The organism is Shewanella sp. AC34-MNA-CIBAN-0136 (assembly GCF_040309945.1).
In the GTDB taxonomy this organism is placed as follows: domain Bacteria; phylum Pseudomonadota; class Gammaproteobacteria; order Enterobacterales; family Shewanellaceae; genus Shewanella.
Genome location: NZ_JBEOPJ010000008.1, coordinates 191,478 through 214,540, shown reverse-complemented (window position 1 = coordinate 214,540; position 23,063 = coordinate 191,478). Strand labels below are relative to the sequence as shown.

Below are 23,063 nucleotides of genomic sequence, written 5' to 3'. Positions count from 1 at the left end.
GATTGTTCAAGAGCGTTATAAGCGCTTATCGTGGAGTTATTTGATGGTTGGTGATTTGCATAACTATCAAAATGGCAAGCGGATTCAAATTCCTTCAATTACTGACTTTTATTTAAGTATCTGCTACACATTTGCTACAACACAGAACGCCAGATATGAAAAAGCCGTAGTAGGTATTAACCTACTACGGCTTATCAGAATTGGTGGCCCCTCCCAGACTCGAACTGGGGACCTGACGATTATGAGTCGTATGCTCTAACCAACTGAGCTAAGGGGCCGACTTAAGATAGTCGTCACTATCGAAAGCGGGGAAAGTATACGAAGTTTGTTGGCACTTGTCACCCGTGTTTTTAGTTGTATTTACTTATCTTGTTTCAATTGGTTATCTGTTAAGCAATTATTGCGTTTTTGGACATAAAAAAACCTGCCGAAGCAGGTTTTTATACTATTTTTTCAGTGAGCTTATTCGTCTAAGAACGACTTTAAGATTTCTGAGCGAGAAGGGTGACGTAATTTACGTAACGCTTTAGCTTCAATTTGACGAATACGTTCACGTGTAACATCAAATTGCTTACCCACTTCTTCTAACGTGTGGTCAGTATTCATATCGATACCAAAACGCATACGCAGTACTTTTGCTTCACGGGCTGTTAGGCCAGCTAACACTTCGTGTGTGGCGTTCTTTAGACTTTCGCTAGTTGCTGAGTCAAGTGGTAGCTCGAGGGTAGTATCCTCGATAAAATCACCTAAATGCGAATCTTCATCGTCACCGATTGGGGTTTCCATTGAGATTGGCTCTTTAGCGATTTTCAGCACCTTACGAATCTTATCTTCAGGCATCATCATACGTTCAGCCAATTCTTCAGGAGACGGCTCACGGCCCATTTCTTGAAGCATTTGACGAGAAATACGGTTCAGCTTGTTAATCGTTTCGATCATGTGTACTGGAATACGGATCGTACGTGCTTGGTCGGCGATTGAACGAGTGATTGCCTGACGGATCCACCACGTTGCATAAGTCGAGAACTTGTAACCACGGCGGTATTCAAACTTATCTACTGCTTTCATCAAACCAATGTTACCTTCTTGGATTAAATCCAAGAACTGTAAACCACGGTTGGTGTACTTTTTGGCAATAGAAATAACCAAACGTAAGTTAGCTTCAACCATTTCTTTTTTCGCACGACGAGCTTTCGCTTCACCGATAGACATACGACGGTTAATGTCTTTAATGCCTGCGATGGTTAAATCTGTTTCAACTTCAATAGCACCAAGTTTGGTCACACAACGCGTTACGTCATCGGTGATCATACGCAAACCTTCAGCGTAAGGCTTAGTGCTTTCTTTTTCTTTGTTAAACCAATCTAAGTTTGTTTCGTTGCCAGTGAAAGCCTTAATAAAGTTTTTCTTTGGCATCTTAGCGTGTTCAACACAAAGCTTAATGACTAGACGTTCTTGAATTCGTACGCGGTCCATCATGTTGCGCATGCTTTTCACTAAACGGTCAAACTGTTTAGGTACTAAACGGAATTCTTTGAATAATTCGCCAATAACAAATAATGAGCCAATCGCTTCAGGGTGGTCACGGCCTTTTTCGGCAATAATTCCTAAGCTTTTTTCGTAGGCTTCTCTGAGTTGAGTGAATTTTTCTTTGGCTTCTTCAGGGTCTGGCCCTTTGTTGCCTTCTTCCTCTTCCTCATCGTCATCATCGTCGTCATCGTCATCATCATCATTTTTAGAGTCAGCTAATTCTGAACCAACATTGGTGGCAGTTGGTGCGACGTCATCGTCGTCAGGATTGATAAATCCAGAGATAATATCAGACAAGCGCAATTCTTCAGCTTCATACTTATCGAATTGCTCTAAGATCATTGCGATCGCTTGAGGGTACTCACTGACAGAACTCTGTACAGTGTTGATACCTTCTTCGATACGTTTAGCAATAACAATTTCGCCTTCGCGAGTAAGTAGCTCTACCGTGCCCATTTCGCGCATATACATGCGGACAGGGTCTGTGGTTCGGCCTAACTCACTTTCTACGGTTGCGAGAGCTGCCGCTGCTTCTTCTGCAGCATCTTCGTCTGTGTTGTCTTCCGACATCATCATGTCATCGGCATCTGGCGCTTCTTCAAAAACGCGGATACCCATGTCATTTATCATCTGGATAATATCTTCAATCTGATCGGAATCGACCATGTCTGCAGGTAAGTGGTCGTTCACTTCTGCATAGGTTAAGTAACCTTGCTCTTTACCTTTAGCGAGCAACAGTTTGAGTTGCGACTGCGGAGTGTGATCCATAGATATCATCCAATTTTGGGTAACTGATAAAACGATAGGCCAGTTAGCTGTGCTAAGTGGCGCGCAAATCGTCAATTATAGCTGTGTGGACTAACCTTAGCTAGTCCATGGCAATGTTTGTACGCATATTCTTCACGAATAAATTGCGTATTACTTCGCTATGCCTTTCATTATAGAAATCAGCTTTGTTAGCTGCATTTTTTCAACTTTCGTTAAAGCCTGTTTTAGGCTTAATTCCTGATATCGTTGTTCAATATATTGGTTGTTTAACCAAATCAGGGTTTGCTTAAACTCTGGCAATACGTTTTCATCCGCCACTTGATGTTCCCATTGGGCTAGCTTTATTAGAGTGCTCTTTTGATTATGCTCTCTATGCATTTCAAGTAGTTGTGCGCTGTTTAACGTTTGCTCTCGAGTTATATCTAACAAATGATTGAGCAATTCTATGCCGGTCATCTGTAATCGATCTAGTGCAGGCTGTTTTGCCAAACCAAAGCCTAAACTTGGGTTTTGGACCAGTAGGGCAATGGCCAATCTTAATGGCGTACCACGACCTTGTAAGCCTTTCGCATTTAACGGTTTTGGCTGTTTTACAGTAAAACCTAATTTTTTCTTTAAATCTTCGCTACTGTTCATGCCTAATTTGTGTGCTAAATTTTCTAACAGTAAATTCTGTAGGACGGTATCTTGTACCTTTTCGATTAGCGCAATGGCTTGCTTGGCTAATGCCCCTTTATCGGTACCGTGGTTAGCACTTAATGTGTCAAACAAAAACTCGGGCAGTAACATGGCTTTTTGCATTAATGCTTCGAATGCTTCTTTGCCAATTTTGCGGACCATAGTGTCAGGGTCTTCACCTTGCGGTAGAAACATAAACTTGACTTGGTCACCCGGTTTTAACAGTGGTAGCGCTGTTTCTAGTGCACGCCAAGCTGCTTCGCGGCCGGCGCGGTCACCGTCATAACAACAGACCACTTGTTTTGCACTACGCACTAAAAGCTGAAATTGTTCAGCTGTAGTCGATGTACCTAACGATGCAACCGCATAATCAATCCCAAATTGGGCGAGTGCGACGACATCCATATACCCTTCAACAATTAACACATGTTGTGGGTCACGGTGTTTTTGCTTTAGCTCATATAAACCATAAAGCTCATTACCCTTATGAAATATGGGCGTTTCTGGAGAATTCAAGTACTTTGGGGTGCCGTCACCCAAAACTCTTCCTCCAAATCCAACAACACGACCACGACGATCGCGTATTGGGAACATTAATCTGTCGCGAAAACGGTCATAGCGTTTACCGCTATCATTGGCAATTAACATGCCTGCGGTCAGTAATTTATCTTGGGCGGGCAAATTTTGCCTGTAACGACCCAGTAAACCATCCCAACCATCGGGTGCAAACCCAATGCCGAACTGCTCAACAACGTCACTCGATAATCCGCGAAATTCAAGATAATCGACAACTTTTTGTTTGTCTGTATGCTGCCTAAGTTGGCTTTGATAGAAGAGGTTAGCTTCTTCCATCAGTTCGTATAAGTCTCGACTTAATCCTTGATCTGGCCTTTTCCCTGTGCCTTGCTCTCGTGGTACGGCAAGACCAAGTTGACCTGCAAGTTCTTCAATGGCATCAACAAATTCTAGGCGATCATATTCCATGACAAAATCAATAGCATTGCCATGGGCACCGCAACCAAAACAGTGGTAAAACTGTTTGTCTCTGCTGACGGTAAAAGAGGGTGATTTTTCGCTATGAAAAGGACAACAAGCCGAATGGTTCTTACCGGCTTTTTTCAACGGCACTTTACGGTCAATTAGATCGACTATGTCTATTCGAGCTATTAGCTCATTGATAAAATCACGAGGTATCGCCATTGATTGCTGTTGTTCTCGAATTTACTTTATCAACTGATGTAAACAAACAAGCCGTGCAAGTGCACGGCTTATTCAACATTAAAAATTGATTACTTCAATTTAGCGCGGATCATTGTACCAATAGCACTCATATCTGCACGGCCTTGAACTTTAGTTTTTAATGCTCCCATTACTTTACCCATATCCGCCATGGATGCAGCACCAACATCAATAATAGTAGCATCGATAATCGCTGCTACTTCATCTTCTGTTAGCGGTGTAGGCAGAAAATTTTCGATAACTCGAATTTCATCTGCTTCTACGGCTGCCAACTCCGGACGATTCGCTGCTTCATATTGAGCAATCGAATCACGGCGTTGTTTAACCATTTTGGTTAATACAGCTATTGTCTGTTCATCAGTCAGAGTTTCGCGGGTATCCACTTCAATCTGTTTGATGGCAGAAAGTGCCATACGAATTGTTCCTAAGCGCACTTTATCTTTAGCGCGCATGGCATCTTTCATGTGGTCTTTTAGCTGATCGGTTAAGTTCATAATGAGATTAATATAAACGTACGCGACGTGCGTTTTCGCGAGAAAGCTTCTTAGCTAGACGCTTAACTGCAGCTGCTTTTGCACGCTTACGGGCAGTAGTTGGCTTCTCGTAAAATTCACGAGCACGCACGTCAGCTAAAATACCAGCTTTTTCACAAGAGCGCTTGAAACGACGAAGAGCTACGTCGAATGGTTCGTTTTCACGTACTTTAATAATTGGCATACGCCATCACCCCTTAGGTGTAGTTATGTTGGATGATTAAATCGACTAAACATTTTTAGTGACTTCACTCAAACCAAAGGCTATTTAAAATGGTGCGGAATTTTACACCGAGCGGCGACCATTTGTAAACCCCTGATTGATTTTCTCTTCGGGGAAATAGCCCACTGTTTCATTTTTTTAATATTTAACCTGAACTCGGTATATAGAGTTGAGAATATAATTATAAATATCATAATTTTAGTAATTAACCTCTATCAAACTTGTCATTTTTTACTAACAAATCGAAATGACGCGTCAAATAGCGGGCTTATTGCAAGTCTTCTTGTGTAAATAATCTCGACGTTAGCAAGGCAAAGGGCTGTTTGGGAGGAATTTGTTATCTTAAGTTCAGGTTATTTAAGAAAAAGTAGCCGTTATATGTCTATTCGTTTAAGCCGTTAGTTGTACTGCAGTGCCTGTTTTGTTAGGTAACGCGCATGGACAATATCATGGTTGCCCCTTGGTAAGTGTATTTAATAATCATGGTTGCCCCTTGGTAAGTGTATTTAACACTAATTGTGACTGTTTAAAATCGGTTTGTTATCTATGTTTTGCTGGTTCAGAGTCTTGAGTTGATCTCTTACTTATAAGCTTACTTATAAGGATAGGTATTTAATCGTTAAACATTGGAGTATTTACGCTGAGACGGGTAGAATTGGCGGCCTTATTTTTAATGAAGACGAGAGATTATGCGGGTTATTGGTATTGAGACATCCTGTGACGAGACTGGGGTTGCAGTGTATGACGATAAATTAGGCTTATTGTCGCATGTGCTATACAGCCAAGTTAAATTGCACGCCGATTATGGTGGTGTTGTGCCTGAGCTTGCCTCTCGTGATCATGTTCGCAAAATTGTGCCATTGATTAAGCAGGCTTTATCAGAGGCTAATTCAAGCCTAGATAATATCGACGGTGTTGCTTATACCAAAGGTCCTGGGCTAATAGGTGCATTACTTGTTGGCGCTTGTGTGGGACGCTCTTTAGCGTATGCATGGAATAAACCAGCGATCGGTGTGCATCATATGGAAGGACATTTATTGGCACCCATGCTGGAAGAAAATGCGCCTGAATTTCCTTTTTTAGCCTTGTTAGTGTCTGGCGGCCATTCAATGTTAGTGCAAGTTGAAGGCATTGGACGATATCAAGTGTTAGGTGAATCTGTCGATGATGCTGCAGGCGAAGCGTTTGATAAGACAGCCAAGCTCATGGGATTAGATTATCCTGGCGGCCCTCGTTTAGCCAAACTAGCCCAGAAAGGCTTGCCTGCGGGGTATAAGTTTCCACGTCCAATGACGGACAGGCCAGGTTTAGATTTTAGTTTTTCTGGATTGAAAACATTTACCGCAAATACGATTGCTGCAGAACCGAATGATGAACAGACTCGTGCCAATATTGCCCGTGCATTTGAAGAAGCGGTTGTTGATACCCTTGCGATAAAATGTAAACGAGCCTTGAAGCAAACAGGTTATACACGTTTGGTGATTGCCGGTGGTGTAAGTGCTAATACTCGCTTACGTGAGACATTGGCAGAGATGATGACCAAGTTAGGCGGTCAAGTGTATTATCCTCGAGGGGAGTTTTGTACTGACAATGGTGCCATGATTGCTTACGCTGGATTACAGCGTTTACGTGCAGGGCATATAGAGGGGCTTGAGGTTAAAGGTCAGCCTAGATGGCCTTTGGATACGCTGCCTGCAGTAGATTAATTGATGAGTTAGCGTGTTTGAGTCGGTAAGCTTGAAAGTAATGATTTACTTTCAAGCCGCCAAGAAAACCTAATACTATTTGGTGTTGGGTTTTTTTATGGATTTTTTTCGTGTGACCTTACTTTCTTCGCCATGGCGCAAACGGCCAATATTGTCTTTGTGGCGGATTAAAATAAGGGTTGAGAGCATCGCAACAGGCAGAATAAAACGTTCGTCTAACCACCAAGTGTAAAAAGGCGCTAAGGTTGCGGTTGCCATTGCGGCTACAGAGGAATAACGCGTTAATAGTAAAAACACAATCCAAGTGAGGATTAGGCATATTGCTAAATCACCGCCAATGGGGGCCATTGCACCAAAGGCCGTTGCAACACCTTTTCCGCCTTTAAAAGCAAAAAATATTGGGAATATATGCCCTAAGCAAGCGCTGACAGCAATAAAACCTAATGATGCGGCATCAAGTCCCATTTTATAGCCCAGATAAGAAGGCAGGGCGCCTTTGAGCATGTCAAAAAATAACACAAGCGCTGCAGAACTAACTCCACCAATGCGTAGCACATTAGTGGCACCGGGATTGCCGGAGCCGCTGGTTCTTGGATCAGGTAAACCTTTTAATTTACAAACCAGTACGGCACTTGAGATCGAACCCGCTAGGTAGGCGGTAATGATCATCAAAATGGTGACTGTAACGGCGTTCAAATTGGTTTCCTTACTCTTCTTAGGGTATCATCGCGCATTCATTTGTGAGACAAGTCATTTTAGTATCCACTGAAGCTGTCTTCGCGTTAACATTAACCATTTAGTTGATGTTAATTGAACAACAGCGCCTATCCTACTGCTTTAATTCATTAGGAAAAAGCTTAAATGTGCATATTAGGCATATAATCGGTAATAAAGTTTGATTAGGATGAACTTAACGTCTTTTTACATCGGTTAAGGTAGGAATTTATATGGATAAAGTACTCATTCGCCAGTTAGCGATAGAGACCATTATTGGTATCTATGAGTGGGAAAAAAAACTTCATCAAACATTGCTTATCGATTTAGATATGGCATGGGACAATCGTCTTGCGGCCGCTAGTGATAGTTACGAAAATGCATTGTGTTATGAAACGGTATCAAATCGTTTAACGGCATTGATTACTGAGAATCCGATAGAGCTGATTGAAACTGTTGCTGAAATGATTGCGCATTGTTTGCAAGACGAATTTAATGTGCCTTGGGTTAAAGTGGTTGTGATGAAGCCAGGTGCAATACCTCATGCTGTTTCTGTCGGTGTCGAGATCGAACGCGGTAGCATTTAACTGTTATTTTTTTTAATGTTTAGCATTAGGTCAGTCAATGGCACGTATTTACATAAGTTTGGGCACTAATATTTCGCCAGAGAAACACCTGAAAGCCGGTTTGGTTGATTTACAACAATATTTTGGCCCATTACAATTATCACGGGTTTTTGAGAGTGAATCGGTAGGGTTTAAAGGCACTAATTTTTTAAATATGGTGGCTGCGGCTGATACCGATTTATCAATTGCACAGGTTGTGGCGACATTTAAGCAAATTGAACAAGACAATGGCCGTATTCGAGGTGAGAAAAAATTCAGCCCGAGGAGCCTTGATATTGACTTATTGCTGTATGACGATGTTATTTGTGACATCCCCGTTGAATTGCCTCGTGGCGAAATTTTGTTTAATGCGTTTGTATTGTGGCCTCTGGCAGAATTAGTCCCTAATCTGTCTCATCCGGTGACGTTACAAAGCTATCAAACACTTTGGCAGAATTATGACAAACAGTGTCAACAATTGTGGCCTATTGTATTTGAGTTCCCACCAGAACTATTACCCATTAACACGTTATAACTAATCGATAAGTTAATCTCTAACAAGGACAAATATGGAAACGTTTCAAGTTATTCTGCTGGCATTAATCCAAGGGCTTACGGAGTTTTTGCCTATTTCTAGCTCGGCACATTTAATTTTACCATCACAAATATTAGGTTGGGCAGATCAAGGTTTATCATTTGATGTCGCAGTTAATACAGGCTCTTTATTTGCCGTGGTCATTTATTTTCGCCATGAGATTGTTGTACTGGCAAAAGCTTGGTTTACCAGTTTAGCTAGCAAGCAACAAACTCAAGAAAGTAAACTCGCTTGGTGGATTATCTTAGCGACTATTCCTGCTGTTATTGTCGGATTTACTGCCAAAGACTTTATTGAAACCCATTTCAGAAATACTTTAGTGATTGCAATAACTACGATTGTTTTTGGTTTGCTGTTGTGGGCGGCAGATAGAATGTCAAAAGCACAGTTAACTGAATTTCAAATGGGTTGGAAAAAGGCTTTGCTTATCGGTTTAGCACAGGCTATGGCATTAATACCTGGCACGTCGCGCTCTGGCGCCACGATGACAGCAGCACTGATGTTAGGGCTAACCCGTGAAGCCGCGGCTCGCTTTTCATTCCTTATGTCTGTTCCTGTTAGCTTTGGTGCCGCGTTACTGGTGACCAAAGACTTAGTCAGTAGTCCTGCACCTATCGATTACCAAGCGCTTGGTTTAGGGATTGTTGTATCATTTGTTGCTGCGTATTTATGTATTCATTTCTTTTTAAAATTTATTAGCAAAATAGGCATGACGCCGTTTGTATTATATCGCCTTGCTCTTGGTGCGTTATTGCTTGGATTACTCTATCTTTAATATAAGCATTTAAGCGACTTTTTATTTGCATAGCGGGTAGGCTTACCACACTAGGTATTTCTACCCGTTTGTTTTACCGTCTTTCAATTAACTATCAGTGTAATTATGACTTTATCTTTATTATGTCCAGTGTGTTCAGCTCCACTAAATCAACATCAAGCTTCAGCGGGATTTTATTGCGATAACAAACATCATTTTGATAAACACCCTAATGGTTACTGGCCACTGCTGAGCAACGTAAAGGGCAAGAGTAAGCCGCAAGTGGAGTCTCGCCAACAAATGCGCGGGCGACATTTTTTATTAGAAACAGGCTTGTTTGCACCGTTAATTAAACAACTTCAAACAGTATTGCTGGACTTATGTGCCTCTACCTCTAATGGTGACACACAATTACAGCATATCGATTACCAATGTGCTGATGGTTATTATTTACGTCAGCTTGTGCCTGCGTTAGTGGAAGCCAATGTATCGTGTCAGCATTGGGGCATTACCGATGCTGAAAATGCTATCTTTGCCGCGGCAAAATCTGAAACACCGGCGAATTTATTGTTGTTGGCGTTAAAAAAATTGCCCTTTGCCTCGCAATCAGTCGATATTGTGACGGTGCTTGATTCACCGTTAAAAGGGAAAGAATGCATTCGGATTTTAAAAGATGACGGTCGAATTGTATTGTTGCAGCCTGGTATTAGGCATTTATGGCAAATTAAACAACAAGTTTATCCAGACTTAGTCGAAAAGCCGCTACAGTTAAATTTACCCAATGATGTGGAAATTGATGCACAGCAACAAGTGGTGTTTACTCAGTCAGTTACCGGTGAGCAGGCATTAACATTGCTTGATATGTCGGTATTTGGTTGGCGTGCTAATGATCAGCTAAAGCATCAAGTTAAATCTACTGCAATTAGTGAACTAGAGTTTGACTGGCAGATTATAACGCTCAAAAAACGCTTATAAAAATGTAAAAGCTGATGGAAAGCGATAACAAGCGATAAGATGAAAGTGCGGTGAGGGCGTTAGAGCCTAAGAGCTAGGACGCTTCGCGGCTAGATGATATACAAGCTAAGATTGGTTGCGATCGATGACAAGCGATGACAAGCGATAAGGACGACAATGCGGTGAGAGCGTTAGAGCCTAAGGGCTAGGACGCTTCGCTGCTAGATGTTATAAGAGCTGGTGCTAAGATTTCTGTGATGACAAGCTATAACGAACGGTGAGCGCGTTTACAAGCCTAGGGGCTAGAGCGCTTCGCTGCTAGATGCTATAAGAGCTAATGCTAGGATTGAACTTTGTGTTAATGGTCAATCCAGATGATATCTGTGAGATTGTTTAGAAAGATTAAATGAATGTATAGATTAATAGTGAAAAAGCTGGTGTGGAGAAGCTGTAGGTGTTTAGATTTTTCGCTTGATACCGCTTGATACCGCTTGATACCGCTTGATACCGCTTGATACCGCTTGATACCGCTTGATACCGCTTGATACCGCTTACTATTACTTTTCTACGCGAAGCACAAATAATTAAGGCTTGATGTTGAAGTACTACTTAGAGTAGTGGTATCAACAATCAAGCCCTAATAATCAACCTATGTAAATAAGCTAATTTTTAATAACTATTCTTACTTTTTGTAAGAAGAAGCCATGTTGTCTAAACGGTCGTTAGCACGTTTAGCTTCGGCTTGTGCGTCCATAGAAGCAGCTTTAGCGCCTTTAACATCAGCAGATAGCTTGCTTTGCTCAGACTTTAAAGAACCAACTTGTGCTGATAGTTGATCAACTTTGTTACCTAGGTTTGCTACGCTTTCTTCTAAAGCAGTAGTGTTAGCACAACCACCTAATAAAGCAGTCATCGCAACACCAGCAATCATCAGTACTTTCTTGTTCATGGGTAAATCCCTTAATATATAGGTTGTTAAATAGTGCAACGGCATGTGCCTTTGCAACGGCGTAATTATGTCACAGATTTTTTTATTTGCTATAGGCAAATATAAGATTGTTCATTTAAAATAGCGAAATAAATGAAAATTGCAAGTCTACCGGGCCAAAAGCATCATTAATTGCCGAATTTATATAAATCTTAGTGATTTATTGCTTATTCCCTGTTAAAAAATGCTTTTTTCCGCTTTTTTTCATAAAACCCTAAATAGGCAATAGCTAATGTAGCTGCTTGCTTTCAATATATTGTATTTTATAGTTATTAATCGTTTCGGCTCGATTTAGCTGAAGTTGACTTTTAATCTGTGATCCTTGGTAACCCGCGGCAATAATCGATTGCACATCGACGTTGCTCGCTAACTCATAGCAATGTAGTAAATATTCGGCTTGTGGATAGGAAGATTGTTCAAATCCAGTTCGTCCTCTTAAGTCGCCATGACAACATAATAGTAGCTCTGTTAAGCGTTGAGGTTTTCGCCAAAAATCACCTTTATCAAATAATTTGACGATGGTTTCTGCTCTTAGTTCAAACGCGTTATGAATGTTTTGGTGTTGATCGCTGACTAATAATGCTAAATCACGGTATTCGTTTGGCACTCTAATTCGTTCACAAAGCTTTTTAATGACCGGCAAACCTTTCTGCCCGTGGCCATAATGCTTCGGCCAATCTTGTTTTGGGGTCAACGCTTTACCTAGATCGTGAACTAGAGCGGCAAAACGTACTGCTTTATTGTCACTTAACAGACTCGTTTGCTCGAGAACCATGAGGGTATGAATGCCAGTGTCTATTTCAGGATGCCACTTTTCAGGTTGTGGCACGCCAAACAACGCATCAATTTCAGGAAATAACACTGTTAATGCTTGGCATTGCTTTAATACATTGAAAAAAACCTGCGGACTTTGGCTGCTTAATGCTTTATCACATTCTTGCCATACGCGTTCTGGGGTGAGGTGATCTAATTCACCACTATTAGCTATGTCGGTCATTAACTGTAAGGTTTCAGGTGCAATAGTAAACCCTAAGTGGTGAAATCGAGCGGCAAAACGAGCCACTCGTAATACACGCAAGGGATCTTCAATAAAGGCATCTGACACATGGCGAAGTATTTTAGCGTTAATGTCTGCAATACCGTGGAACGGGTCCGTCAGTGTGCCGTGCTCATCTTGCGCGATGGCATTAATGGTTAAATCACGGCGCAATAAGTCTTCGGCGAGAGTGACATCTTTATTGGCGTCACAACTGAAACCTTGATAACCCTTACCGGTTTTTCGTTCTGTTCTGGCTAACGCATATTCTTGCTGAGTTTTAGGGTGCAAAAAAACAGGAAAGTCTTTACCGACTTGCTGATAACCCAATGCGAGCATTTCTTCTACGCTGCTGCCAACAACCACATAATCTTTATCAACGACAGTTTGTTTAAGAAGGGTATCGCGTACGGCCCCGCCTACTAAATAAATCTTCATGGCGTACCACAACGTGTAATAATAAGTTGCTTAAATCTTATCAGAGTTAGATTTTTACGGCTAACTTTTGACAAGCTGTCATACAAGCATTAACGTGAGCCGTCAGTTTCAAATAAGGATTTTTGGTCGAATGTATAAAGCCTTCTATGGATTAAACGATAATCCATTTTCTATCGCGCCTAACCCTCATTATATGTTCTTAAGTGACCGTCATCGTGAGGCGTTGGCTCATTTAACCTACGGCCTAGGTGAAACCGGTGGCTTTGTATTATTAACGGGTGAAGTCGGCACTGGAAAAACCACTGTTTCTCGCTGTCTATTACAACAAATACCCGATAATACCGACACCGCGTTTATTCTAAACCCATCGTTAACAGAGCTTGAACTCTTAGCCACCCTATGTGATGAGCTGGAAATTAAATACGGTGAAAATCCGACGTTAAAGCAGTTGACTGATTTAATCAGCATGTACTTACTGAATAATCACAAAAATGGTCGTAATACGGTGCTGATTATTGATGAAGCACAGCATTTGCGTTCGGAAGTATTAGAGCAGCTGCGTTTATTGACCAATCTAGAAACCAACACCAAAAAACTGCTGCAAGTGATTTTGATTGGCCAGCCAGAATTACAACAACTGCTAAAGCGTCAAGACTTACGTCAGTTAGCACAGCGGATCACCGCTCGCTATCATTTATTACCGCTAAATAAAGATGAAATTGCTCTATATGTGTTGCACCGTTTGCAGGTTGCCGGTAGGCATGAGCCGCTATTTACACGTAAGGCGATAACCGCGTTACATAAACATTCTGGCGGTATTCCGCGTTTAACCAACTTATTATGTGAACGTGCATTAATGGCTGGTTATGGTCAAGCTAAGGTTCCGATCGATCACAAAATGGTTAATCAAGCTGCGGTCGAAGTATTGGGTGATATTGATGTACCAGGCGACAAACGCTGGCCATTTATTGCCGCTACTGCGTTGGTGCTCGCTTTTGGTTTATCATTTTATCTGTTTAATCGTTCAGCCATTGAAAACAATATGAATGCGAATGCGGCGATAGCAGATGTTCAAGCGCAATCTAGCCTAGCCAATCAAACGCCTGCAGTTATGCCTAGCCAGATAAACCAAGCAGCACAAACTCAACAAGTACAAGCAGCAACTCCAGTTGCCAATGCACAACAACAAATTATGCGCCAAGCAATGCTACAAAGCAGTAGCATTGATAATGCCTTTGCCGGATTATTTGGCTTGTGGAATAAACAGCCTATTATCGGCTTGTCTGCCTGCCAAGCTGCGCAGCAACAAGATTTAGCCTGTTATCAGCAACAAGGTAATTGGCACAGTATTATGCGTCTTAATTACCCCGCAGTTGTTTACTTGCAAGATACGCAAACGAACGTGTTTTATGGCGTAATTGTTGAGCGTCAAGCCGAACAGATTTTATTGCAACTGGGCGAGCAACAATTTTGGGTGAATAAAGATTGGTTTGACCGTCACTTTAGTGGCACTTTTGAAATTTTGTGGCAACCAGACAGTGTCTTGCCGCGTGAGATTGGTCAGTCCTCTAGCTTGGCACAAGTGCAATGGCTCGAAAATAGCTTAGCGTTAGTCAACAAGCGACGTGCACGACTACTGACGCAGTTTGATAGTGATTTAGAGCAACAATTAATGAATTTTCAACGTCAGCATGGGTTAAAACCAGACGGTATAGCAGGCAATCAGACCTTGGTGCAGCTTAACTTATATCTGAGCCAGCAAGGCCCTCGTTTAAGTGCCTCTGAGGTGCGCAGTTAATGTCAATTCTATTGGATGCGGTTAACCGTAAAAAGCAGCAACAAGGTGATGTTGTCGATATTATGTCGACGCAGCCGCCTCAATATACATCGCAATCTAACAGCTCAAATAAGTTGAATCAGTATAGTCTATTGGCTGTAGCCATTGCTTTGGGCATCGGCGCTGCATGGGGCATGAGTGTGCTATTACAGTCACCGTCTGCATCGTTATCAACTATCCAGCATAATGACGCTAATGTACTACAAACTGTCACGGCGCCAGTTGCTGTTGTTACACCACATAAAACACCTGAAGCATTAGCCGTTAATAAAAATGAATCAGCGGTACAAAATAACGATGATATTCGTTTAGCGGGTAAGGTGGCATTACCTATTGCCAAACCTTTCAATACGAATGCAATGAACACGCAAGCGGCAAGTTATAATAACAATGGTTACGCTGAACCTTCTGGTGTGAATGAACCATATCTGCAAGCAAATGATGGCCAGCGCAATTTTCAACAAGCTAACTCCCAGCAATTCAACTCTCAGCAATTTAACTCTCAACAAACCAACGCCCAACAAGCCAATTTTCAGCAACCAAGCTATCAGCAGCAAGCAGGTTATGAACAGGATAATTATCAAAGCGGGCAAGATAGCAGCGTTGATGAATATCAGACACAAGAGAGCAATCGTCAACAGGCGCAGCAGCGAGAAGCCATTGCATTGGGCGCTAAGGCTAATCGCCGAGGTTTAGCAGAGCTTGAGGCATTGCGCTTGCAAGTAAATGCTGCCGCAGAAGATGTCGATTTTGCCTCTGTTAAAGCACCATCAATTAAAGAGCAGAGTAATTTGATTGCTGCGTTTGAAACTGCGCTTAAAGACGTTGAATATGAACAGTCGGCGAATCAGCAAGTGACCTCAGCAAAATTAGATCCTATCCCTCGACCTTCCAATCAGCAAATTCCTAAGTATGGTGACTTACCCGCGAGTGTGCAGTTGCAAGTACCGGAGTTTAATATTAATGCTCATGTGTATTCGACAGAACCAAGTAATCGTTGGCTAAATGTCGATGGGGTTGAATTACAGCAGGGCGATATGATCAAGAATAAGCTGACGATTGTAGAAATTCGTCCTCGAGATATCGTATTAGAAATTGATGGTGAGCAATTTAGAGTGCCAGCAATTTAAGGCGATGTTGGGATGTTAGGCATAAAACAAAGGCGCTATTAGCGCCTTTGTTTTATCTGAAAAACCCTCGTACTAAATATTAGCCGTGAATGTTATTGGCTAAAAACAGCGTTAATCCATAACCTATGCAGTAGCATAATAGTAATGCTGGAACATATTTTAAGTAGCTTACGAATGTCAGTTCTTCAACTTTACTCATCGCGATAATGCCAGATGCCGAACCGATGATTAATAACGATCCGCCTACACCAACCGAATAAGTTAAGCCTAACCATTGTGCTGTTGTCAGTACGGGATCTGCTTTTAATAATGCTGCAGTTAGTGGCACGTTGTCTAATAATGCAGAACCGACACCGGTAAAGAAGTTAGAAATGCTTGGGTTATACATGCCATAGACTTCTGTTAATAGGTTAAGCGTACCAATCTCTTTAAGCATACCAACCAGTAACAAGATACCTAAGAAGAACAGCAGGGTATCGAACTCAACTTGGCGAATGTATTCTAATACCTGAACTTCTTCGGTTTTACTCTTATGGGTAGTGCCGACTAAGAACATTACTGATAAACCGAATAAAAAGGTCAATACCGGTGGAATACCAAACAGCACGTTAAGTACCATGGTTAATACGATGGTGGTGAAGAAAATCAAGCCAATGACGATATCAACGGTATTGTAGTTTTGCTCAATTGGCGATGTGCTCACATGCCCTTCGGCTTTGAGTGAGAACAATATTGCTAGGATCATAACGCTGATGCTGGCAGGAATGAACAGAATTAATAATTCAGAAATATGCACTTTACCGGCAAGAAAAATCATCAGAGTCGTTACATCGCCGGTGATTAATGCAACCCCACCAGAGTTCACCGCAAAGATAATGAGCACTGCCATACGGCGACGCATTTGTTTGTCTAAATTAAAGGTGGTCAGTAAACCTAACGACACCAATGTGGCTGTCACGTTGTCACAAAAAGTCGACAGTACTAACGAAAACATCCCAACTTGTATCATCAACATGCGAACAGATACTTGCTGCGGAAATATTTTTTGCACCAGTACTTGGATCATACCTTTAGCGTTAAGGTAAGCAACAAAGGTCATAGTAGACATTAAAAACAGCCATAAGGTGGCAATTTCTAATAAGTTTTCATTGAGTTCTTCACCGACCAGTTTACTTTTCTCTGGGCTACCAGAGGCAATAAATAAGGTGATCCAAGCAATACAGCCAAGGAACAGGGTGGTTTTGGCTTTATTAATATGGGTAACTTCTTCGAGCACGATACTTAACAGCGCAAGCACTGCAAGTGAGATAAGAAAGGTATGTAGCATGACTGCAATTCCAACTTTGTGTTGTAGGTAATCAACATCATTACCATGAATTTTTGCTAACCTAATTCAGCCTTTTTTTTAAGGTTCAATTAAGCTTTCCGTTTGGCGGGGCGATCACATCACACCACGGGCATTTTCGCAATATAGATCACAGTTTTTTCGTTAATTATCGACCAAAGTCGTGGATAAAATAATTAACACAGAGAAAGGTAATAGGAATTTGTTAACATAAATAAAAATAGGATAAACAACGTAGTTATTTATCCTATTTTTGTTACCAACAGTTTGCTTAACCTAAAAAGAGGTTAACTGATGAAGTTGAGCTATTTCATTGCCGCAAAAACGCGATCAACAGCAGCTAAAGTATATTCAATTTCAGCATCACCATGAGCCATAGACATGAAGCCTGCTTCATAAGCACTTGGCGCTAAATAAATACCTTCATCTAACATGGCATGGTAGAAATGACGGAAATGCTCCATGTTGCATTTTGTGACTTGGGCAAATGACGTCATTGGCGTGTTATCTTCAGTAAAGAAGAAACCAAACATGCCGCCCACATAAGTAATATTTAATGGAATACCATGTTTGTCTGCTGCGGCTTTAAAGCCTTCAGCAACACGTTTAGTTTTGTCTGCAAGCGCTTCATACAAACCGGGTTCACATAAAGCGTCCATTTGCGCTAAACCTGCAGTCATTGCAATTGGGTTACCTGATAATGTACCCGCTTGATAGACTGGACCTGTTGGTGCGATAAATTGCATAACGTCTTTACGGCCACCAAATGCGCCTACAGGCATGCCACCACCAATGACCTTACCAAGTGTGGTTAAGTCTGGCGTTACGCCATAGTGACCTTGTGCGCCACTCATAGAGACACGAAAGCCCGTCATCACTTCATCGATAATCAATAATGCACCGAATTCGTCACAAATTGTACGTAAGCCTTGTAAAAAACCTTCTACTGGCGGGATACAGTTCATGTTGCCCGCAACGGGTTCAAGGATGATACAAGCGATATTGTCTGGGTTCTGTTCAAATATAGCGCGTACAGAATCAAGGTCGTTATACGTCGCGGTTAAAGTGTGCTTGGCAAAGTCTTCTGGAATACCAGGTGAACTTGGCTGGCCTAACGTTAATGCGCCTGATCCCGCTTTAACCAACAAGCAGTCAGCATGACCGTGGTAGCAACCTTCAAACTTTAAAATATCATCACGGTTAGTAAATCCACGGGCTAAACGGATTGCACTCATGGTAGCTTCGGTGCCCGAACTTACCATACGAACTTGTTCCATCGATGGCACCATTGAAATGACTTTTTCAGCCATTTTTACTTCAAGTTCAGTCGGTGCGCCAAATGATAAGCCGTTTTCGACAGCAGCTAACACTGCTTGACGAATTTTAGGATGATTATGGCCTAAAATCATCGGTCCCCATGAACCCACATAGTCGACATACTTTTTGCCATCGGCATCAAAAATATAAGCGCCATCAGCTTTTTCAATGAACAAAGGTGAACCACCGACACCATTAAAGGCACGTACAGGTGAGTTAACGCCACCAGGAATGGTTTTTTTAGCCTGTTCAAATAAAACTTCGGAACGGGTCATGTCTAATCCTTAATATTGTGTGCCAATTATCTATCGGCTTTACGTGAATACCAGTTTACTGGGCACTCATACTTTTCGAGTTGGTTTTCAACTCCAAGTGTTAATGCAAAAAGTGCCATACGTATAAGTAAGCCGTTGTCGGCTTGTCTAAAAATAGCCAAACTTGGATGGCTGTTTAAATCATTGTCGAGTTCATTTGCTTGCGCGCGTGAATCACGAGGTAATGGATGCATAATCACCGTATTTGATTTGCAATGTTGCGTATAAATATTGTGATTTAAGCGAAACTTACCCCGGTATTTATTGGCTTCTTCCTGTGACGGAAAGCGCTCTTCTTGAATACGGGTAAGATATAAAATATCCGCGTTATGTAAATTACCTTCAAGTTGTTCGGTTATTGTGATCTTATGGCCAGCATTTTCAATGTCGGCGATCACATAGTCAGGCATTGCTAGCTCACTTGGCGATATCAATGTGAACTTAATGTCCTTATGCATACAAAGTAAGCGCGAAAGTGAATGCACAGTGCGACCATATTTTAAGTCACCTACCATGGCAATATGCATACCATCGATACCCATACCTGAATGGCTTAATTCTTTTTTGATGGTAAATAAGTCCAGCAAGGCTTGAGTTGGATGTTCATTTGGTCCATCACCGCCATTGATCACTGGCACTCGGCTGCCTTCAGCAAACTCTTTGACGGAGTAGGCATCTGGGTGACGCATGGCAATCACATCTGAGTAAGTTGATAGTACTCTAGCCGTGTCATACAAGGACTCGCCTTTTGATAATGACGATGATGCCATTCCGGTGGTTTCTCGTACATGTCCGCCAAGCAAATTGAAAGCGCAGCCAAAGCTGACACGAGTACGGGTGCTAGGTTCAAAAAAAAGATTGCCTAAAATAGCACCTTCCAACACTTTGGTGCGTTTTTCACGCAAAGCATAAGGGGTCATTTTGTTAGCAACATTAAAAATAGTGTTAATCGAATCCAGATCTAACTGGCTTACTGAAAGGATATGTGAACCTTCGAACTGTGTCATCAGCCTGATTTCCAAAGTTTAGGGGCAAAATATTCACCAGAACAGCATGCTATTTTACCGTATTATTATATAGGGCATTATATAGAGTGTTATATAGGTTATGTGTAGGGTGGCTGAGGCAAAATTGTAGCAGAAAAGAACCGCCAGATAAATATAATAACCGTGCTGAACTTTGAGATTCACTTGCTGCTATGAAGAACATTCGCAGGGCTTTAGTTTACTTTTTAATGGAATTAAGTTGCGCGCCTTTATGACTCATTCAGCACTGAATGAGCGGCATACTGACCGAGCTACCTCAAATTTCATTGTGCTATAGCAGCCCTTGTATGGGTTAATGAATATTTGTTAAAGCATTTCGTCTCACTATTTAAGCTGTCTAACTTGCTAATAAAATTATCGCTTTCAAGGTGTTAATACGTATTGTTAGCCAATAGACCTATTTTGAAAATAGGTTGATTGAATAGGTACATTCCTTCTTCACTCGGTGAGAGCTTATACCGAGGATAGGCTGGGACTATACCTGCCCGGAGCGGATTTCTTGAAGTAAATTAGCCCAACTTATTACCCCAACGACTTTCTGATTAGTGCCTCGATAGATATACACTTCACCGGAGCGTTTCGCGACCAGCGCTTCATAAGCTTCATTTAGGGTGGCCGTGTCTGGTAACCCCGGCATAGGGAGGCGTGATAGCGTGGTTGAATCTTCAAATGACTGCATTTCAAGGCGCAGCATTTCAATTTCTCCCTCAGCATTACGCACTAGTACTGGGCGACCTGCTGCCCGTTTGAGTACTTCAAGTAGCAGTTCGTCATCATCATTAACAATGACAAAGCGTTTATCCATCAGTACCCTCACACCTTTCTTTTGTAGCCCTTGGTTAAGCGGAGCAATTTTGTAACCAAGCCCCATAATATCAAGTTGTTTTAGCAAGATAGAATTGGTATTAAATCCCTGATACGCCACCAAAAATGCTGGGATGGTGACAAACATGGCCGGTAAAATAATCGAAGCATCGTTGGTTAATTCAAGTAATGCAACTAATGCTGCTAGGGGCGCACTCAGGCAAACCCCCATCATCGCCGTCATCCCAATCACGGTATATAAGCCAACATAAGGCGCAATTGACGGGAATATTAGGCTACTGACTAGAGCTAGAATTGCTCCGATTAAGGCGCCAATACCATAGAGCGGACCGATAAGTCCGCCTGGTACGCCAAAGCCAATAGCAGCAATGGTCGCCAACATTTTTGCTAATAACAGCGCGATTAAAAACAACAAACTAGGATGCTCACTAATGGCTTCATTGATGGCAAAATCGCCTGAGCCTAATGCCTGTGGCATGACTAAACCAACTAGAGTGGTGACTGCTGCAGCAATGAGCAGACGATAAATTAATGGCAAGTGCTGGCCAGTGGCAGTGACTTTCATCAGTGAAAAGTTAAACAGGGCAGCGACACATCCCAGCGCAAGTCCGCCAATGAGTAAAATAGGATAATGATCGAGTGGAATGTGGATCACATTGATCAAATCGTATTCGTGAATATTACCAAATACAAGTTGGCTTGATACCGCGCCGCAAATAGCAGATAGCATAATAGGGAAAAAGTAATGAATTTTGTACTCTCGTACAATGACTTCAAATACAAACAAAACCGCAGCCAGCGGTGCGTTAAAGGTGGCAGCAATACCCGCGGCAATACCACTAGCACACATAATGCGCACGCTATTGTCTGGTAACGAGAACTTCTCAGCCATAACACTTGCGCTCACCGCACCTAAGTGAATCGCTGGGCCTTCTTTTCCGACAGAAAAATTGGTCATCAGTGCGATTAATGCTTGAAAAAACTGTCCAGCAGCTGATTGAAGCGGTACCTTACCGTAGTGCAATTTAAATCGATGCAATACATAAGCAATGCCCATGCGCCGGTAACGCTTTGACCCCAACAATGACAGCAACCAAATAAGCAGCGCGCCGATTAAAGGTAAGTAAGAGCGCCAATCGCTTAAGGTTGAGCTAAGGCTCATGGAATCTGCATGCAGATATTGTTCTGCCCACACCAAGCTTAACCGGAATAAGATAATCACTAATGAGGCGATGATGGCAAATAACAGTGCGAGTGCACAAAGTTGCACACTAATTTTAGCCTGAGATAACTTATCTCTAAATTCGTTACGTAGATATTTGCGCGTAGTTCTTTTGGCGTGAATAATAGCGGCTTTATTTATCTTAAATTGCACGGTTTGACTCTAAAGTCTGTTGATATTTTAGGGTTATGTTTGGCAATTTTTTATTGATTGACCGATAACGCGTATGTGTCATGTTATGACTCTCCATCAATTTGCACTAACGCCTTTTAACAGGTCAAAGTACTGCCTGCGCATGTTTTTTAGCTCTTTACGTTGGCTGGTAAAGCTTTATTTGGCAAGCAAATTATTATCATTAGAACCTTATTTACAATGCATAGGATTTGAACAAGATGTTAAGCTCTACAGAAATATAAGCCCTAAGCAAATAAGCTTCATCAAGCATACTGTATTTTATTAAAAGGTTGTAACGTAATGTTAAATTATCACCGCTGGTTAGACAGACTGCAAGTTTTAGAACGCAAAAACCGGACATCAAGCATATACTTAATAGGGTTAATGGTAGTGTGTTTTTTGCTGGGAGCGATAAGTTTTAACCTATGGCTTTCATTTGCACCAGAGGCTACACCAAATAGCGCCAGTGGTAAGCGTAAATTATTGCAAGAACTAGAGACGCAAGCGCAAGCGCTTGCCAGTCGTAATTTAGCCTTAAGTATTGCTGATAATGCCAACAAAGAAATGCAAGAAATGTTTAGTCAGCAATTATCTGCACAGAAAGCGTTAGAAAAAGAATTAGCATTTTATCGCAGTGTTATGGTTACCGATGCTGATGTTGAAGGGGTGGCAATTCATGGCGTGGAATTATCTCAAGGTGTAGCTCCCGAGCAATATCAGTTACGACTAATCTTAACTCAGTTGCAAAAACGCAAAGTAAAAGTGAAAACCAACGCCACTGTATTGTTGCTTGGCACACTAAATAACCAGCCGGCCGAACTGTCTTTGAGCGAGTTAATTAATAAAAAGCTGGATTTTGAGTTTAATTATTTTCAAATAATGGACAGCGATTTTGTGCTGCCAAGTGGTTTTAATTTACAACGAATTATGGTTAAAGTGAAGGTCGCTGCGAGTCGTGGGGTGAAAGGCGGGGAGATTGAACAAGTCTTTAATGTGCCAGAGCTGTTGATGGGTGAAAAAGAACTGCGGGTAATACTTGAACAAAATAGTCAGGTAAAGGATAATTCTCAGTAGACACCGAAGTAAGAGGTA

At 41.8% G+C, this 23,063-nt stretch carries 19 protein-coding genes and 1 tRNA gene; 8 read left to right on the top strand and 12 right to left on the bottom strand.

Translation table 11 applies throughout. The features are described 5' to 3' along the window. Positions 1 to 201: 201 nt before the first annotated feature. The 5 genes from AAEY94_RS10455 to rpsU all read right to left on the bottom strand — a co-directional run bounded on the left by AAEY94_RS10455 (position 202) and on the right by rpsU (position 4,932). Positions 202 to 278 (bottom strand) — tRNA-Ile (locus AAEY94_RS10455). A gap of 184 nt (positions 279 to 462) precedes the next feature. Further along, positions 463 to 2,298, bottom strand: coding sequence for an RNA polymerase sigma factor RpoD (gene rpoD, locus AAEY94_RS10450; protein ID WP_101088819.1), 1,836 nt, complete (start codon positions 2,296 to 2,298; stop codon positions 463 to 465). A 150-nt stretch (positions 2,299 to 2,448) separates the two neighbouring features. Then, entirely contained in the window at positions 2,449 to 4,176 is a 1,728-nt protein-coding gene (gene dnaG, locus AAEY94_RS10445; protein ID WP_162023713.1) for a DNA primase, read from the bottom strand. Positions 4,177 to 4,265: 89 nt separating this feature from the next. Continuing rightward, on the bottom strand, positions 4,266 to 4,709 hold the full coding sequence (locus tag AAEY94_RS10440; protein WP_101088821.1) for a GatB/YqeY domain-containing protein: 444 nt from the start codon (positions 4,707 to 4,709) through the stop codon (positions 4,266 to 4,268). A 7-nt stretch (positions 4,710 to 4,716) separates the two neighbouring features. Next, positions 4,717 to 4,932, bottom strand: a complete 216-nt coding sequence (gene rpsU, locus AAEY94_RS10435; RefSeq protein WP_006080725.1) for a 30S ribosomal protein S21 — start codon at positions 4,930 to 4,932, stop codon at positions 4,717 to 4,719. A gap of 728 nt (positions 4,933 to 5,660) precedes the next feature. Here rpsU and tsaD point away from each other — a divergent pair. After that, positions 5,661 to 6,677, top strand: a complete 1,017-nt coding sequence (gene tsaD, locus AAEY94_RS10430; protein WP_162023712.1) for a tRNA (adenosine(37)-N6)-threonylcarbamoyltransferase complex transferase subunit TsaD — start codon at positions 5,661 to 5,663, stop codon at positions 6,675 to 6,677. Between the two features lie 75 nt (positions 6,678 to 6,752). Here tsaD and plsY read toward each other — a convergent pair whose 3' ends face one another. Further along, entirely contained in the window at positions 6,753 to 7,346 is a 594-nt protein-coding gene (gene plsY, locus AAEY94_RS10425; protein WP_502959396.1) for a glycerol-3-phosphate 1-O-acyltransferase PlsY, read from the bottom strand. Positions 7,347 to 7,624: 278 nt separating this feature from the next. Here plsY and folB point away from each other — a divergent pair, with 278 nt between their 5' ends. The 4 genes from folB (at position 7,625) to AAEY94_RS10405 (ending at position 10,320) form a co-directional block, all read left to right on the top strand. After that, a complete protein-coding gene (gene folB / locus AAEY94_RS10420; protein WP_011638438.1) occupies positions 7,625 to 7,978 on the top strand; it encodes a dihydroneopterin aldolase in 354 nt (117 codons plus the stop codon). 37 nt (positions 7,979 to 8,015) lie between these two features. Next, positions 8,016 to 8,531: a 2-amino-4-hydroxy-6-hydroxymethyldihydropteridine diphosphokinase gene (folK, locus tag AAEY94_RS10415; RefSeq protein WP_162023710.1), complete on the top strand. Its 516-nt coding sequence runs from the start codon at positions 8,016 to 8,018 to the stop codon at positions 8,529 to 8,531. Positions 8,532 to 8,565: 34 nt separating this feature from the next. Then, positions 8,566 to 9,366, top strand: a complete 801-nt coding sequence (locus AAEY94_RS10410; RefSeq protein WP_101088826.1) for an undecaprenyl-diphosphate phosphatase — start codon at positions 8,566 to 8,568, stop codon at positions 9,364 to 9,366. Between the two features lie 105 nt (positions 9,367 to 9,471). Beyond that, complete coding sequence (locus AAEY94_RS10405) at positions 9,472 to 10,320, top strand: putative RNA methyltransferase (RefSeq protein WP_101088827.1); 849 nt, start codon at positions 9,472 to 9,474, stop codon at positions 10,318 to 10,320. Positions 10,321 to 10,981: 661 nt separating this feature from the next. Here the strand turns inward: AAEY94_RS10405 and AAEY94_RS10400 are convergent. Further along, a complete protein-coding gene (locus AAEY94_RS10400; protein ID WP_011638433.1) occupies positions 10,982 to 11,248 on the bottom strand; it encodes an Lpp/OprI family alanine-zipper lipoprotein in 267 nt (88 codons plus the stop codon). A gap of 268 nt (positions 11,249 to 11,516) precedes the next feature. Further along, entirely contained in the window at positions 11,517 to 12,761 is a 1,245-nt protein-coding gene (locus tag AAEY94_RS10395) for a multifunctional CCA addition/repair protein (RefSeq protein ID WP_335692722.1), read from the bottom strand. A gap of 130 nt (positions 12,762 to 12,891) precedes the next feature. Between AAEY94_RS10395 and AAEY94_RS10390 the strand changes: the two genes are divergently transcribed. Together AAEY94_RS10390 and AAEY94_RS10385 are read left to right on the top strand one after the other, a co-directional pair. Continuing rightward, on the top strand, positions 12,892 to 14,559 hold the full coding sequence (locus tag AAEY94_RS10390) for an ExeA family protein (RefSeq protein WP_182744255.1): 1,668 nt from the start codon (positions 12,892 to 12,894) through the stop codon (positions 14,557 to 14,559). Next, positions 14,559 to 15,728, top strand: coding sequence for a general secretion pathway protein GspB (locus AAEY94_RS10385; RefSeq protein WP_350978703.1), 1,170 nt, complete (start codon positions 14,559 to 14,561; stop codon positions 15,726 to 15,728). Before AAEY94_RS10390 ends, AAEY94_RS10385 begins: the two co-directional genes overlap by 1 nt. A 79-nt stretch (positions 15,729 to 15,807) precedes the next feature. On the opposite strand, the gene nhaD is transcribed toward AAEY94_RS10385, so the two are convergent. From nhaD to AAEY94_RS10365, 4 genes are all read right to left on the bottom strand, one after another. Beyond that, complete coding sequence (nhaD, locus tag AAEY94_RS10380; protein WP_059743998.1) at positions 15,808 to 17,055, bottom strand: sodium:proton antiporter NhaD; 1,248 nt, start codon at positions 17,053 to 17,055, stop codon at positions 15,808 to 15,810. A 323-nt stretch (positions 17,056 to 17,378) separates the two neighbouring features. Then, a complete protein-coding gene (gene hemL / locus AAEY94_RS10375; protein ID WP_162023705.1) occupies positions 17,379 to 18,665 on the bottom strand; it encodes a glutamate-1-semialdehyde 2,1-aminomutase in 1,287 nt (428 codons plus the stop codon). Between the two features lie 26 nt (positions 18,666 to 18,691). Further along, positions 18,692 to 19,711, bottom strand: coding sequence for an aspartate carbamoyltransferase (locus AAEY94_RS10370; RefSeq protein ID WP_101088833.1), 1,020 nt, complete (start codon positions 19,709 to 19,711; stop codon positions 18,692 to 18,694). 514 nt (positions 19,712 to 20,225) lie between these two features. Then, entirely contained in the window at positions 20,226 to 21,950 is a 1,725-nt protein-coding gene (locus AAEY94_RS10365) for a chloride channel protein (RefSeq protein ID WP_350978700.1), read from the bottom strand. Positions 21,951 to 22,271: 321 nt separating this feature from the next. Between AAEY94_RS10365 and AAEY94_RS10360 the strand changes: the two genes are divergently transcribed. Next, positions 22,272 to 23,045: a DUF6776 family protein gene (locus AAEY94_RS10360; protein WP_101088835.1), complete on the top strand. Its 774-nt coding sequence runs from the start codon at positions 22,272 to 22,274 to the stop codon at positions 23,043 to 23,045. Positions 23,046 to 23,063 lie beyond the last annotated feature (18 nt).